The sequence below is a fragment of the Methylorubrum rhodinum genome (assembly GCF_014199935.1).
Lineage (GTDB): Bacteria > Pseudomonadota > Alphaproteobacteria > Rhizobiales > Beijerinckiaceae > Methylobacterium > Methylobacterium rhodinum.
In genome coordinates this window covers 55,249-70,634 of record NZ_JACHOP010000028.1, presented here as the reverse complement: position 1 = coordinate 70,634, position 15,386 = coordinate 55,249, and the positions used below count along the sequence as shown (strand labels likewise).

General features: G+C 69.2%; 10 protein-coding genes and 1 pseudogene. All 11 read right to left on the bottom strand.

Annotated features, from left to right (window positions below; genetic code table 11):
* Positions 1 to 131: 131 nt before the first annotated feature.
* Positions 132 to 986 (bottom strand): annotated as a pseudogene (locus HNR00_RS22325) (ISL3 family transposase); the annotation flags it as partial.
* 269 nt (positions 987 to 1,255) lie between these two features.
* Positions 1,256 to 2,668: a pyruvate kinase gene (pyk, locus tag HNR00_RS22320; protein WP_183573218.1), complete on the bottom strand. Its 1,413-nt coding sequence runs from the start codon at positions 2,666 to 2,668 to the stop codon at positions 1,256 to 1,258.
* Between the two features lie 330 nt (positions 2,669 to 2,998).
* A complete protein-coding gene (locus HNR00_RS22315) occupies positions 2,999 to 4,006 on the bottom strand; it encodes a hypothetical protein (RefSeq protein WP_183573216.1) in 1,008 nt (335 codons plus the stop codon).
* A gap of 83 nt (positions 4,007 to 4,089) precedes the next feature.
* On the bottom strand, positions 4,090 to 4,980 hold the full coding sequence (locus HNR00_RS22310) for a 2-hydroxy-3-oxopropionate reductase (protein ID WP_183573214.1): 891 nt from the start codon (positions 4,978 to 4,980) through the stop codon (positions 4,090 to 4,092).
* A 180-nt stretch (positions 4,981 to 5,160) separates the two neighbouring features.
* The gene (otnI, locus tag HNR00_RS22305; RefSeq protein WP_183573212.1) at positions 5,161 to 5,940 is read right to left on the bottom strand and encodes a 2-oxo-tetronate isomerase; all 780 of its coding nucleotides are present in this window, start codon (positions 5,938 to 5,940) and stop codon (positions 5,161 to 5,163) included.
* A gap of 156 nt (positions 5,941 to 6,096) precedes the next feature.
* Positions 6,097 to 7,902 carry a glyoxylate carboligase gene (gcl, locus tag HNR00_RS22300; RefSeq protein ID WP_183573210.1) on the bottom strand — a complete coding sequence of 602 codons (1,806 nt, stop codon included), beginning with the start codon at positions 7,900 to 7,902 and terminating at the stop codon, positions 6,097 to 6,099.
* A 35-nt stretch (positions 7,903 to 7,937) separates the two neighbouring features.
* Positions 7,938 to 8,915 carry a LysR family transcriptional regulator gene (locus HNR00_RS22295; RefSeq protein WP_183573208.1) on the bottom strand — a complete coding sequence of 326 codons (978 nt, stop codon included), beginning with the start codon at positions 8,913 to 8,915 and terminating at the stop codon, positions 7,938 to 7,940.
* A gap of 228 nt (positions 8,916 to 9,143) precedes the next feature.
* The gene (locus HNR00_RS22290; RefSeq protein ID WP_183573206.1) at positions 9,144 to 10,448 is read right to left on the bottom strand and encodes a c-type cytochrome; all 1,305 of its coding nucleotides are present in this window, start codon (positions 10,446 to 10,448) and stop codon (positions 9,144 to 9,146) included.
* An 8-nt stretch (positions 10,449 to 10,456) separates the two neighbouring features.
* Positions 10,457 to 11,002 carry a (2Fe-2S)-binding protein gene (locus HNR00_RS22285; RefSeq protein WP_183573204.1) on the bottom strand — a complete coding sequence of 182 codons (546 nt, stop codon included), beginning with the start codon at positions 11,000 to 11,002 and terminating at the stop codon, positions 10,457 to 10,459.
* A complete protein-coding gene (locus HNR00_RS22280; protein WP_183573202.1) occupies positions 10,999 to 13,833 on the bottom strand; it encodes a xanthine dehydrogenase family protein molybdopterin-binding subunit in 2,835 nt (944 codons plus the stop codon). The genes HNR00_RS22285 and HNR00_RS22280 overlap by 4 nt, the downstream gene beginning before the upstream one ends.
* A gap of 12 nt (positions 13,834 to 13,845) precedes the next feature.
* Complete coding sequence (locus tag HNR00_RS22275) at positions 13,846 to 15,267, bottom strand: nucleobase:cation symporter-2 family protein (protein WP_183573200.1); 1,422 nt, start codon at positions 15,265 to 15,267, stop codon at positions 13,846 to 13,848.
* Positions 15,268 to 15,386 lie beyond the last annotated feature (119 nt).

The window sequence follows — 15,386 nt, the reverse complement described above, 5'->3', positions numbered from 1 at the left end:
CCGCCCGCATCCGACATCGCAATCACCCACGTCCTTCGACATGGCGTGCGAATCCGCGAACACCCGGTGCGTTCCCTCAACCTGCCAAAGTAGTGTTAGGATGGTGTCTACCAAACCGGCAGCAGGCCACACCGACCGACCGCCGCGGCACGGGCGAGCGTTTCGGCAGGTGCGCGCGGATAGGCTCTGATGCGCTGGGTCGAAAGCCTTGGCGCCATGGTCGGCGGCAACAGCTTCAGGCGCGGGTGGGCACGGGCGAGCCAGCGCTCGATCATCTCGCGGGTGTTGAGCAGGAGATGCCAGCGGTCGGCGACCTGCACGGCCACCGGCGCGCCCAGCGTGGTGCCGCGGGCGTCCTCGGCCGAACGATCGCGCGCCACGAGCCGGATCTGCAGCTCGCGGCGCAGCCATGCGGCCCATGTCTCGGCCGAGCGGTCGGGTAGCAGGTCGAGAGGGCGTCGGCGTTCGGGGTCGACGACGAACGAGCCGTAGGTCCGTCCCTTGCGCAGCGCCCAGTCATCGACGCCGACGACATAGGGTCGAGGTGGCTTCTGCAGCGGCATTCTCCGGATCGTCCGCAACAGGGTCGTGGCGCTGGACGGCATGGCCAGGTGAGCGAGCAAGCGGGCGGCGGGCTGCCCACCGAGTGCGAGACCGGTCCGAGCCTGTGCCTCAGCCAGCCGGCGGGTGCGTTGAGCATAGCGGGCGAGCAGCTTTGGGAAGCGCTCGGCAAAAGTTTTGCGGGGGCAGGCTGGGTCGCGGCAGTAGAAGCGCCGAACCTCCAAATGCAGCCGGATGGCCTCGCCGCTGGCCGGCAGATTGGCGGGTCGTCGTCGATACCGGCTATGGACCGAGGTGCTGACCGCCCGGCATGTCGGGCAGCGGGCGTGATCGCGCGTTGCTTCGGCGACGAGGGTGATCGCGGTGGGGCCGTCCCGCACGACACGCACGAGGCGGCAGCCAGGCACAGGGAAGAGCTGGGTCATGCCCCGATTTGCGAAGCCAAGCCCACCACGCCAAGACTTAGCTGTCACGCCCCTCGATCCACCAAACTCCCCGATGAACCACTCCAGTGGGGGCCGATCAGTGGCGCGCGGCGCACGCCTCCCGGCTCGTGCGGGCGCGCCAGCCAAGTTCCTCTACGCTCAGGTGATCCGCGATATACGCTATGCCCGCCTCCGCGATCCATGGCTCAATCGCTAATCCCATCCGGAGGTTGAGGGAATCCGTCCGAGTCGATCATCCGGAAACGGTATCAGACCTGAATCACCCGGATGTTGTTTGTGTTGCCGAGCGTGTGGAACGGGATGCCGGCCGCTGCCACGATCATGTCGTGCTCCCTGGCAAAGCCCTCCTCGCGGGCGTGGCGCGCCGCCTCGCTCGTCATCTCCTCGTAAGAATCGACGTCCGCCGTGTGCACGCTGTGTGTGCCCCAGAGCAGGCTGAGGCGGCGCGAGGTCTCGCGGCTCGGGGTCAGAGCCAGGATCGGCACCGCCGGGCGCTTGCGGGCCACCCGCGCCGCGGTGGTGCCGCTGGTGGTGTAGGCCGCGATGGCGCGCGCCTGGATCGCTTCGGCGAGTACCGCGGTCGCGGTCGCGACGGCATGCGGCGGGGTCTCCTCCTCGCCGGGCTCGGAAGCCGCGACGATGGAGCGGTAGAGCTTGTGCCCCTCCACCGAGCGGATGATGCGGTCCATCATCGCCACCGCCTCGACCGGATAGCGCCCGGTGGCCGATTCCGCCGAGAGCATCACGGCGTCCGCCCCGTCGTAGATCGCGGTCGCCACGTCCGAGGCTTCCGCGCGGGTCGGCGCCGGGGCGCTCACCATCGAGTCGAGCATTTGGGTCGCCACCACCACCGGCTTCACCGCGAGCCGGCAGGCGCGGATCAGCTCCTTCTGGCGGCCGGGCACGTCCTCGTGCGGGATTTCGACGCCGAGATCGCCGCGGGCGACCATCACGGCGTCCGAGAGGCGGATGATGTCCTCGATCCGGTCGAGCGCCTGGGGCTTCTCGATCTTCGACATGATGCCGGCCCGGTCCCCGATCAGGCCGCGGGCCTCCAGCACGTCGGAGGGTGTCTGCACGAAGGAGAGCGCCACCCAATCGACGCCGAGTTCGAGGCCGAAGGCGAGGTCCGCCCGGTCTTTTTCCGTGAGCGGCGAGAGATCGAGCAGCGTGCCCGGCAGGTTCACGCCCTTGCGGTTCGAGATCACTCCCGCGGTGACGACCTCGGCCTCGATCACGGCGGATTCGACGCCGACGATCCGCACGCGGACCCGGCCGTCGTCGATCAGCAGGTCCTGGCCCGGCACCACGGCGGCGAAGATCTCCGGGTGGTGCAGCGGGATCGCGTCCTTGCCGCCCTCAGCCCCCTCGAGGACGAAGCGCACCCGCTCGCCCGCCGCGAGGTCGAGGCGGCCGTCGCGCACCGTGCCGACGCGGATCTTCGGGCCTTGCAGGTCCTGCAGGATGCCGATGGGGCGCCCGACTTCCGCCTCCAGCGCGCGGATCGCGGCGTGGACCTTGGCATGGTCGGCCTGGACGCCGTGGCTGAAGTTGAGGCGGAAGGTGTCGACGCCGGCCAGGAACAGGGCTTTGAGCATCTCCGGCGTGTTGGTCGCCGGGCCGACGGTGGCGACGATCTTGGCGTAGCGGTGACGGCGCATGGTTCGCTCGGCCGGGGACGGCCGCCTCTGAGGATGGAGTCGGACGCCTACGGGCCGCGCAGGCGCTGTCGTGATGTTCGAGCCTCTCCACGGCAGGAGGTTTCGGTCTCCTGCGCCCTGGACCTGCTCCGTCGCCTTCGTCCGATCAACCCCCCTCGTCCTCAGGTGGCGGCGCGAAGCGTCGCCCTCGAAGGAGGACTCCAGCCTGCCGCGCGATCCCTGGAGCCCTCCTTCGAGGTCCGCTCACGCGGGCACCTCAGGATGAGGCTGCGGGTGGGATGGAGATCGGGCACGAACCTGCTGAAATCGGGAGAGCAGGCGAGCGGACACTCAGAACACGTGAAACGATACGCCGGCCAGAAAGCTCTTCTCCTCGGTGCCCTTGAAATCGAACCGTTCGATGTTGCCGAACTTGTTGTGCCAGTACTGGAAGCCGATGAAGGCATCGACCCGGTTGGGCTGGTCGTAGAACAGTTGGCCGATGTCGAGCACGAGGTTGGTGCGCGACAGGAATTCGAGGCCGGTCTTCGGGTTGAAGGCGAAGGCAGCCGGGTTGGTGACGCCGCGGCCCTTGGGCAGGACGACGTTGTTGAAGCCCGCGATCTTCAGCGGCAGGCCGGTGAAGGTGAGCGGGAAGCTGTAGACGAGTTCGAATTCCGGCACGGTGTCGAAGCTCACCGAGCGGTCGGGGCCGATATTGAAGCCGTTGCGGTTCCATTCCTTGTAGGCGTGGACCGACAGGTTGAGGAAGCCCGCGGGCACGTCGAAGGCGAAGTTCAGGCCGCCGACGACGTCGCGCTTCTTCGGGCCGAACGGCGAGTTCTGGGCGTTGGCGTCGAAGCCGAAGGCGAGCGACACGTCCTTGACGATCCCGGGGATCACGAAGGCCTTCGTGTTCGTGAGCGCGTTGAGGCTGAGAGTGCCGCGGTAGAGACCGTAGGCTTCGGTGTTGCCGTAATCGTAGGCCGCAAAGCCCCCCGGCGCGTTGGTGGTGCCGGCCGGGAATTGCGAGCCGGACTTCAGGATGTCGAGGGCGAAGAAGTTGGTGCCGTAGGCCCAGGCGTTGGCGTGCGCGATGCCGAGGATGTGCTTGGGCGCATCGCGGTTGCGGAAGCTGCCGTCCGCCTCGCGCACCTGGCTGCCGGGATTGGCCGACGGGTACTGGTAGCGGTAGCTGATCTGGGTGTCGCTGAAGACGAAGAACGGGATTTCCTTCACCGGCGGCGCCTCGGGCGACACCACCTGGCGCGCCTGGTCGGCGGCCCAGGCTCGACCTGTCACTCCCTGACAGACCGGTAGAAGCGCGAGCGAAGCGGCAACGAGCCATCGTGCGAGCATGAAATCCCCCCTCGTTTGCGCCGGCTTCGGCCGGTCCCCCTCCCCGCTCGGGCGGCGTCGTCACGCCGCCCGAGCGGTCTCGATTACTTGCCCTGGCCGATCTCGTGCGCGGCCATCCGCTCCAGCGCGCGCACCATCGCCGAATGGTCTTGATCACCCCCACCATGGGCCGCGCAGGCGTTGAACAGCTCCATCGCGGTCGCGGTGTTGGGCAGGGCCACGCCGAGGGTGCGCCCGCCCTGGAGCGCGAGGTTCAGGTCCTTGCGGTGCAGGTCGATCCGGAAGCCCGGATCGAAGGTGCGCTTCACCATGCGTTCGCCGTGAACTTCGAGGATGCGCGAGGCGGCAAAGCCCCCCATCAGCGCCGCGCGGACGCGGGCCGGATCGGCGCCGGCCTTGGAGGCGAAGACCAGCGCCTCGCCGACCGCCTCGATGGTGAGCGCGACGATGATCTGGTTGGCGACCTTGGTGGTCTGGCCGTCGCCGTTGCCGCCCACCAGCGTGATGTTCTTGCCCATCGCCTCGAACAGGGGTTTTGCCTGCGCGAAGGCATCCTCGGGTCCGCCCACCATGATGGTGAGGCTGCCGGCCCTGGCCCCGACCTCGCCGCCGGAGACCGGCGCGTCGAGATAGGCCGATCCCAGCTCGTTGATGCGCTCGGCGAAGCCGCGGGTGGCGATCGGGTCGATCGAGCTCATGTCGATCACGATTTTTGAGCCGCTCAGCCCCTCGGCGACGCCGTCGGCGCCGAACAGGACGTCGGCCACCTGCGGCGTGTCCGGCAGCATGGTGATGACGATGTCGGCCCGCTCGGCGACCTCGCGGGCCGAGTCGCACGCCGTGCCGCCGGCGGCGATCAGCTCGGCCGGCACGTCGCGGCGGCTCTTGAGGAAGAGCGTGTGCCCGGCCTTGATCAGGTTCTCCGCCATGGGCCGGCCCATGATGCCGAGGCCGATGAATCCGATGGTCGCCATGTGGTTGGTCCTTGGAATGAGGCTGCTGTGGCCGGTTTGTCTCTTCGGGGTCCGCTCGGCGCTCTCCTCCCCCTTGCGGGGAGGAGGGAGGAGGTGGGGGTGGTGCCGGATGAAGCTCGGCGGTGCCTTCTGAACCACCCCCACCCCTGACCCCTCCCCGCAAGGGGGAGGGGAAGGCGCCTAGCCCCGATACGGCGCGAACCAGCCGAGGCCCTCGCTCGTGGTGGTGGCCGGGCGGTATTCGCAGCCGATCCAGCCGCGGTAGCCGATGGCGTCGAGGTGTTTGAACAGGAACGGGTAGTTGATCTCGCCGGTGCCGGGCTCGTGGCGGCCGGGATTGTCGGCGAGCTGGATGTGGGCGATGCGCGGCAGGTTCGATTCGATCGTCCGGGCGAGATCGCCCTCCATGATCTGCATGTGATAGGCGTCGTACTGCACGAACAGATTTTCGGAATTGATCTCCTCGATCAGCGCCACGGCCTGCCGCGTGTTCGTCAGGAAGAAGCCGGGGATGTCGCGGGTGTTGATCGGCTCGATCAGCAGGCGGATGCCGGCCTTCTTCAGTTCGCCGGCCGCATGGCTGAGGTTTTCCCGGAACGTGTCATGGAGGCGGGCGCGTTCCACGCCGTCGGGCGCGATGCCGGCGAGGCAGTTGATCCGGGTGCAGCCGAGCGTGCCGGCATAGTCGATGGCCCGTTGAACGCCCTCGCGGAACTCTCCCCGGCGGTCGGCGAGCACGGCGATGCCGCGCTCGCCCGCGGCCCAGTCGCCCGCCGGCAGGTTGTGCAGCACGAGTTCGAGTTCGTGGCGCACGAGGCGCTCGTGGATCGCCTCCTTGGCAAACGCGTAGGGAAACAGGAACTCGACGCCGCGGAAGCCGGCGCGGGCGGCCTGTTCGAAGCGGTCGAGAAAGTCGTGCTCGTTGAAGAGCAGGGTGAGGTTGGCGGCGAAATTGGGCATAGTGTGACTTTCGTCTCTGTCGTCGTTCCGGGGCCGCGGAGTGGAACCCGGACCCCGGAGGGGCACGCCGGAGGCGGGCAATCCACGACTGGGCACAGTGCTTGTCCGTGGATTCCGGGTTCCGCTTCGCGGACCCGGAATGACGGTGGTGGGCTTTTAGGCCGCGACGGGCGCGGGAAGCGTCTGGCTGGACTTGAGCGACAGTTCGGGGTCGAGGCAGAGAATCTCCTCGAACTCGTTGATGCCGTCGACCTCGGTGCCCATGCTGATGTTGGTGACGCGCTCGAGGATGAACTCCAGCACGACCGGAACCTGATGCTCCGCCATCAGCGCCTCGGCGCGGGCGAAGGCGTCCTTGAACTCGTTGGGGCTCTTCACCCGGATCGCCTTGCAACCGAGCCCTTCGGCGACCGCGACGTGATCGACGCCGTATCCCGGCACCGCATCGCCCTCGGGCCGCGCGTTGATGTTGTCGAAGGCCAGACTCACCTCGAAATCCATCTGGAAGCCGCGCTGCGACTGCCGGATCAGGCCGAGATACGAGTTGTTCACGACGACGTGGAGGTAGGGCAGCTTGTGCTGCGCCCCGACCGCCAGCTCCTCGATCAGGAACTGGAAGTCGTAATCGCCCGACAGCGCGACGATCTTGCGGTCCGGGTCGGCGGCGCGCACGCCGAGCGCGGCGGGCAGCGTCCACCCGAGCGGGCCGGCCTGCCCGCAATTGATCCAGTGGCGCGGATGGTGGACGTGCAGGAACTGCGCGCCCGCGATCTGCGACAGGCCGATGGTGGTGACGTAGCAGACGTCGCGCCCGAGCGCCTCGTTCATCTCCTGATAGACCCGCTGGGGCTTCAGCGGCACCTGATCGAAGTGGGATTTGCGCAGCATCGCCCGCTTGCGATGGGCGCAAGCCGTGGCCCAGACGGCGCGGTCGCGCAACGCTTCCCTCGCCTTCAGGTCGCGGGCGACCGCGATGAACTCGCGGAGTGCCGCGCCGGCATCCGAGACGATGCCGAGATCGGGGCCGAAGACGCGGCCGATCTGGGTCGGCTCGATATCGACGTGAACGAAGGTGCGGCCCTTGGTGTAGACCTCGACCGAGCCGGTGTGGCGGTTGGCCCAGCGGTTGCCGATGCCGAGCACGAAGTCGGATTCGAGGAAGGTGCGGTTGCCGTAGCGGTGGCTCGTCTGGAGGCCGACCATGCCGGCCATCAGCGGGTGGTCGTCGGGGATCGCACCCCAGCCCATCAGGGTCGGGATGACGGGCACGCCGGTCAGCTCGGCAAACTCGACGAGGAGTTCGCAGGCATCGGCGTTGACGATGCCGCCGCCCGCGACGATCAGCGGGCGCTCCGCCGCCTGGAGCATCGCGATCGCGCGCTCGGCCTGACGGCGCGAGCAGGCGGGCTTGTAGGGCGTCAGCGGCTCGTAGGCGTCGATGTCGAATTCGATCTCGGCGACCTGCACGTCGATCGGCAGGTCGATCAGGACCGGGCCGGGGCGCCCCGAGCGCATCAGGTGGAACGCGTGCTGGAACACCTGCGGGACGAGCGCCGGCTCGCGGACCGTGACGGCCCACTTGGTGACGGGCTTGGCGATCGACTCGATGTCGACGGCCTGGAAGTCTTCCTTGTAGAGCTTGGCCCGCGGCGCCTGTCCGGTGATGCACAGGATCGGGATCGAGTCGGCGGACGCCGAGTAGAGCCCGGTGATCATGTCGGTGCCGGCCGGGCCCGAGGTGCCGATGCAGAGGCCGATGTTGCCGGCCTTGGCCCGGGTGTAACCCTCGGCCATGTGCGAGGCGCCCTCGACATGGCGGGCCAGCACGTGGCGGATCGTGCCGCGTGCCCGCAGCGCCGAGTAGAGCGGGTTGATCGCAGCACCCGGAACGCCGAAGGCACAGGTCACGCCCTCGCGTTCCAGGACGAGAACCGCGGCGTCGATCGCGCGCATCTTGGGCACGTTGTCCTCCTTTTTTGTGACTTTTTGTTTGTAGTCTATTCGGGGATATCGGTGAATATTGTCGGTTCGATTTGATTTATTCCGCCCCGGAATATCTGAGTATTGTCGTCCCGCTCCTGCCACCACGCCCCGCGCAGGCGCGGCGCGAGGTGGCGGATCAGCGCCGTGACCTTGCGCGGCACGAGCTTGGGCGAGGGAAACACCGCGTAGAGTTCCTGATCGGGCAGGACGTAGCCGGGCAGGCACTCGACCAGCGTGCCGGCGCTCAGCGCGCTTTCCGCGACGTAGCGGGGCAGGATCGCCACGCCGAGGCCGGAGCGCACCGCCGAGAGCAGGGTCGGCAGGTTGTTCGAGCGCAGGCAGCCGCGCACGCTCGCCGCGTGCGTCCGCCCGTCGGCGGTACGCATCTGCCAGACGGCGTCGCCCTGCACGCTCGAATAGACGATGCAGTCGTGGCGCCCGAGATCGTCCGGTGCGTCGAGGGGTTCGCTTCGGGCGAGGTAGCCGGGGGCCGCCACCATCACCCAGGGGTTGGCGCCGAGATAGCGCCCGCCGAGCGAGGAATCGGTGAGGCGGCCCATACGCAAAGCCACGTCGATGCCGCGGGCGATGAGATCGACGTAAGCGTCCTCGCAGGTGAGATCGACCCTGAGGCGCGGGTTGGCCGCGATGAACGGCAGCAGCATCGGCCCGAGCACCGCCTCGCCGAAAGCGACCGAGGTCGAGATGCGCAACGTGCCGTCGAGCTCGGCGTCGTGGCGGCGCACCAGCCCTTCGGCTTCCTCGATCTGGCGCAGGATGGTGCGGCAGGTCTCGTAGTAGAGCTTGCCCGCCTCGTTGAGGGTGAGGCCGCGGGTGTTGCGGTTGATGAGGCGGGTGCCGAGGCGGTTCTCCAGCCACGCCACCGTCTTGGTGACGGTGGATTGGGCGATCTCCAGATCCTCGGCCGCGCGAGAAAAACTGTTCAGCTCCGCCACGCGGACGAAGACGCGCATGCCGGTCAGTTGGTCCATGGTGCGCTCCTCTTCGGGCGCGCCAGCGCCCTACCCTCTCCCCTCCGCGGGAGAGGGTGGGCCTCGCGTAAGCGAGGGTCGGGAGAGGGGAGCGACGCTTCCGGAGAATTCACCGTCGAACGCGGCCAAGCGGCGCCGTCGCTCCCCTCTCCCGCCCGCTCCGCGGGCACCCTCCCCCGCAGAGGGGGGAGGGTTTCGCGTGGCGATTCTTCTCGAAGCGCCATCACCTTACTCGCTCGCCGCGTGGTGCTTGGTCAGCGTCGCCCGCACCGCCGCCACGTCCTGCCCCCGCACCGTCGGCGCCTGCCCGCCCCACTCGGCGCGCATCCAGTTCGTCAGGTCGGCCATGGCGGCGTCGTCGAGATCGACGGCGAAGCCCGGCATCGCGTCCATGCGCTCGCCGTTCGGAAAACTCTGGGCCGGCAGGCCGGCGAGGACCGCCCGGACGAAGCCCGACGGGCTGGCGGTGCGCAAAGAGGCGTTGGCGCGCATCGCCACCGAGACGTGGGGAATGCCTTGGCCCCCTGCCCCGTGGCAGCCGGCGCAGAGGCCGGCATAGGTCTTTTGTGCGCGTGCCGCGATGTCGGCCGCCACCGGCGCGGGCTGCGGAGGAGCGGGCGGCTTCTCGTCAGCCAAGACATCGCGGTCGAACAGGTAGGCCGACATCGCCAGGAGGTCGGCCCGGTCCATGTGGCGCGTCGAGAAATGCACCACGTCGAACATCTGGTGCGTGGCCGCGCCCTGCGCCGAGAGGCCCGAGCCCATGAAGGTCGCGAGGCTCGCGGGCGAAAAGCCCATCCGGGTCAGCCCGGCGGGGGTGATGTCGGGCGCTTCCAGCCCTTCGATGACCGCGCCGGTCAGCGCCTTGCTGGTGCGCAGCCCCTGCGTGAGGTCGCGCGGGGTATGGCACTCGCCGCAATGGCCGAGCGCCTCGGTGACGTAACGGCCGCGGTTCCACAGCTCGGAGCGCGCCGGATCGGGCTCGGCGACCGAGGCCGGCAGGTTGAGGAAGTTCCAGGCGGCCAGCGTCCAGCGCTGGTCGAAGGGAAAGGCGAGGCCGTTCTTGGGGTTCGCCACCGGCATCGGCGCGCGGGTCGTCATGTAGGCGAAGAGCGCATCGACATCGCCCTCGCTCATGCCGCGATACGAGGTGTAGGGCATGGCCGGATAGAGATGGCGCCCGCCCGGCGCGATGCCGTCGCGCAGCGCCCGGTGGAACGCGGCCCGGCTCCAGCCGCCGATTCCTTCCGGGCTCGGCGAGATGTTGGTGGCGTGGATCACGCCGAACGGCGTCTCGAACGGCATGCCGCCGGCCCAGGGGGCGCCGCCGCGGGCGGTGTGGCAGGCGTAGCAATCGGCCGCCGCCGCGACCTTGGCGCCGTGGGGTGCCAGCGCCTTGATCTGCTCAGGTGTCAGCGGCGTCTCGACGGTGCTGGAGACGACGCTGCGGTTGAGCGCGCCGGAGAAGACGAGGCCGGCGACCGCGATGCCGCCGAAAGCGAGGCCAGCGAGGGCGATGAAGGATTTGCACATCGCCCGTCTCACACCGTCACGAGGCCGGGGGTGGCGAGCACGAGGTCGCGCACGGCCGTATGGTAACGGACGTATCCGGTGCAGCGGCAGATGTGCGGATCGAGCGCCTCCGTCACGACGCGCTCCACCGCCTCGCGCGGTACGGGGGCCGCTTTCAGCCGCTCGATCAGCACGGTCGCGGCCGTCACGAAGCCCGGCGTGCAGTAGCCGCACTGGAACGCGAACCCTTCCACGAAGGCCTGCTGCACCGGCGACAGCGTGAGGCTGCCGTCGGCGTTCTGCCGGGCATGGCCCTCGATGGTGCGGAGCGTCTTGCCCTCGAACCAGTGAGCGCCGGTGATGCAGGTGCGCACCTCGCGCGGCAGCTTGCCGGGCTCCTCGACCATCACGGTGCAGGCGTTGCAGATGCCCTGACCGCAGCCCATGCGGGCGCCGGTGAGGCCGAGCCATTCGTGCAGGAATTCCTGCATCGAGACGCCCTGCGGCACCGGCATGGCGACCGCTTTGCCGTTGACGGTGAGCGAGAGGCTTTGGGATTTCGGCAGGGCGGTCATGCCAGCACCTCGCGAATGTGCTCGGGGCGGATGGGCAGGTCGTGAAAGCGGTGGCCGATGGCATGCGCCACGGCGTTGGCGAGCGCGGGCACGACCGCGATCATCACCACCTCGGCGATCCCTTTCGGCGGATCGGTCTCGGAGAGCGGGGGGAGGATCTCGACGGTCTGGTTCCAGACCGCGACATCCTTCGCGCGGGGCAGTTCGTAGCGGTTCCAGTTCCACGTACCGTCGCCGGGCCCGCCCTCGTAGAGCGGCAGGAACTCCTTCAGCGCGTGGCCGATGCCCATGGCGAGCCCGCCCTGGATCTGGCCCGAGACCAGTTCCGGCACGATCTGGCGCCCGCATTCGAGGATCGAGTGGTGCGACAGCAGCGTGACCGCGCCGCTGCCGGTATCGACCGCGACTTCCGCAAGCGTCGCCATCGGCGCGTAGTAGGTGGTGCCGACATTGTTGCGCTGGGTCGGCGGATAGAACACCGCCGACCGCTCGACGAAGTGCCAGCCGCCGGTCGTCATCAGGGCTCGCCGCTCCGCGGGAGCGCCCGCGCCGTAGCGGAGCGCCAGGGCGTCGATGGGGAGCCGCGTGCGGCCGGTGCCCTGAAGCTCGAACTCGGCCTCCGTCCATTGCCAGCGGTTGAAGGTGTGGAGCGTGACGCCGACGGGCAGGCCGAGCCGGTGGGCTTCCGCCGCCACCGCCTCCAGCCTCAGCGGCGGCAGACCCGCGCCGGAGACGATGCCGTTTGCGAGCCGAAGCTCCTCCGAGCGCATGGTGTGATACGAGGCCAGCGCACCACCGCCGAAGCCGCGGCCCCACAGCGAGCGGGCGGCGGGCCAGAGCGCGTGATCGCGCAGGATGCGGGCGGCGCTGCGGGTGGCGTGGCCGAGATAATAGGCCGAGTTCGTCGCGCTCATCGGCGAGGTGAAGCGCGGCGTCCAACGCGAGTTCTTCGAGAGGCGGTCCTCTTCGGCCTGCGGCGTGGTGTAGGGCTGGTCGGTGGTCTCCAGCGGCATCTGCGGCCAGCGCACGACGCCGAACTCGGTGGTCTCCGGCACGCGGCCCAGGATCTCGCCGACCATCACGGCCTGCGAGGTGGTGACGCCCGGCCCCATCTCGTGGGCGACGTGACGCAGCGTCAGCCGGCCCTGCGGGTCGATTTCGAGCGAGGCGAGCGCGGCCTCGGCGCCGGTGCCGTAATCCTTGTGGACCTGGGCGAAGCCGACGCCGTAGCGCTTGCCCGGGTTGGCCGCCTCGTAGGCCGCCTTCTTCGCCTGCCGCTCGCGCCAGAGCGGGTGCGCGGCGGCTTTTTCGAGGATCTCGTCGTTGCGCAGCGCCCCGGCCGGCACCGCGCCCTGGCTGTTGCGCTGGCCGGAACGGAAGACGTTGGCGAGCCGCAGTTCGATCGCATCGCGGCCCAGCAACTCGGCCGCCTCGTCCACCAGCATCTCGGTGGCCGACATGGTCTGGAGCGTGCCGTAGCCCCGAGTCGAGCCGGCCTCGACGGCGCGGGAGGCCAGCGCCACCGCCTGGAAGTCGCTTTTGGGCAGATAATAGATCGACTGCGCCGCCGTCGCGCCGACGAACGACACCGACATCGAGAAGTTCGGGCGCCCGCCCCCGTCGCAGACGTAACGCCCGGTCATCGCCCGGAACCGGCCGCTGGCGCGGTCGATCATCAGGGCGGTGTCCATGGTGAAGCTGTGGCGCTTCAGGCCGTTCTGGAACTGCTCGAACCGGTCGTTGGCGAGCCGTACCGGGCGGCCCCCGCCGTAGAGTCCGGCGAGCACGCAGAGCAGCGGATGGAGGTGGTGGTCCTTGGTGCCGTAGCCGACGGTGTATCCCGCCTTCAGGTCGATCTGCGAGACCGGGAAGCGCGAGGCCTTCACCAGGGCGGCGGCTTGCTCCGCCACCTCGTAGGGGCCTTGCGTCGCCATCATCAGGTGGAGCGTGCCGCTCTTGGCGTCGTACCAGACGTTGCCGTTGTCGGCCTCCATCGCCGAGGCGTCGATGGATTGCGAGAAGTACGATCGCTTGAGCACGAGCGCGTCGTCCCCGGCCGCCGCGATCTCGGCGGCGATGCTTTCGGCGGCCGCCATGCCGCGGGCGGCCGGGCCCTCGGTTCCGGCGGCGGGCCAGGCCGGCGCGTCGCCCTTGAACCCGGTGAAGATCGGCGCATCGCGAAATGGCGAGAAGCGGTCGTCGGCCTCGAGGCTCTCGCCCTCGATCCGCACCCAGCGGGTCGCGCCGTAATGGGCCGGGGGGGCGTAGGCCGTCGTCTCGCCGTAGCGCACCACGTCTTCGTTGAAGCGTAAGCCACGCTTGGCCGCCGCGAAGCGCGGGTAGTCGTGGTAGATCAACAGCGCCACCGGCTGGCCGAGCAGCCGCGGGGTCTCGCCCTTCGGCACCAGAAACCGGTCGCCGAAGAAGTCGGGATGGGGCGGCACGGCCAATCCATCCGCGACGAGGTCCTCGTGCAGCACCAGCCGGTCGGGCTGGAGCGCTTCACCCAGCTCCGAGAGGTCGAGCCCCTCGAAGCGGCGATCCGCCTTGGTCGCGGCGATCAGGAAGGCGTGGGCCTGATTGTCGGGCCAGCCGGCGATGTCGCGGGCGCGGACATCGCGGGTGAAGGTCTTGGCGCCCGTCACTTTGGCCACCGCATCGAGCCGGGTGCGGGGCTTGCCGCCCGCGATCCAACCGGGGCCGGGGGCCGCCTCGACGAGGCGGGCCTCCGCGGTGCCGCCGCGCAGCAGCGACACCTTGATGGCGATGCCGGCAGCCGCGCTTCCCCGAAGGAAGCCCCGGCGCGACAGGTTGGGAGTCGAGGCGTCCATGGGTCTCCTCCCTCAGGCTGCGCGGCCGAGTGCGGCGGGTCCCGGCGTCGCCGTGTTGGCGGCAGCGGACGGGGCCGCGGCGCCATCGTTGGATTCGTGCGTCTTGGTCGGCTGGCCGAGGCGGTCCGAATTGAGGAACAGGTTCAGCAGGATCGCGCTGATGCAGCCGAGCGTGATGCCGCTGTGCAGGATCGGCCCGGTCCAGTCCGGCATGGTGGCGGCGAAGAAGTTCGGCGCGGCCATCGGGATCAGCGACAGGCCGATCGAGACCGCCACGACGATCTGGTTGCGCCGGTCGCCGAGGTCGGCCTCGCCGACGATCTTGAGCCCGGCCGAGGCCACCATGCCGAAGATCACGATGCCGGCGCCGCCGAGCACGGCCGGCGGGATCGAGGCGACGACGAAGGCGAGCTTCGGAAACAGGCTCACAGTCAGGATGATGAAGCCGGAGGTCGCGGTGACGTAGCGGCTGCGCACCCGCGTCATGTTCACCAGTCCGACGTTCTGCGAGAACGAGGTGTGCGGGAAGGTGTTGAACACGCCCGCGATCAGGGTCGAGAGCGAGTCGGCCATCAGGCCGCGGGTCAGCGTCGGCTTGTCGACCGGCTTGCCGACGATGTCGCCGACGGCGAGGAACATGCCGGTCGATTCCACCAGCGTGACCATCATGACGATGCACATCGCCACCACCGCCGAGAGGTGGAAGGTCGGCCAGCCGAAGTGGAACGGCGTGACGAGGTCGATCACCGGCCGCGCGGCCAGCCCTTCGAGATTGAACAGCCCGAGCGGCCACGCGACCAGAAGGCCCGCGACGAGGCCGATCAGCACGGCGATGTTGGCCACGAACCCGCTGGCGTAGCGGCTCACCAGCAGGATCACGGCGAGCACCAGCCCGGCCACCGCCAGATGCACCGGCGCACCGAAATCCGTCGCCGCCGCGCCGCCGCCGGCCCACTTGATGCCTACGGGTAAGAGCGTGATGCCGATGATGAGGATCACCGTGCCGGTCACGAGCTGCGGGAAGAACGCCGCCAGCCGGTAGAAGAACGGCCGCATCGCGAGCCCGAACAGGCCCGCCGCGATGGTCGCGCCGAAGATGCCGGGCAGCCCGATGGTCGGGTCCTGGGCCATGGCCACCATCGGCCCGACCGAGGCGAAGCTGACGCCCATGATGACCGGCAGGCGCACGCCGAAGCCCGGCATCCCGAGGCTCTGGATCAGGATCGCGAGCCCGGTGACGAACAGATCGCAATTGATCAGGAAGGCGACCGTCTCGGCCGAGAGGTTCAAGGCCGCGCCGATGATCAGCGGGGGCGCCACCGCGCCGGCACTCATGACCAGCACGTGCTGCATGCCGTAGGCGGCGAGTTTGGGGACCGGCAGCATCGCGTCGACCGCATTGGTCTCCGCTGCCGCCTGTGGGGCGTCGGTCATGGGACGTTCCTCGCTGTGGGCCAAGGTCTTGGGGCGTCTTGGCGTCGGGCATCCCTCGGGATGCGCGGTGGATCGTCGGGCGTCTTTTAGGCCGCGCCTCTGGCGATCCGGGATCGGCT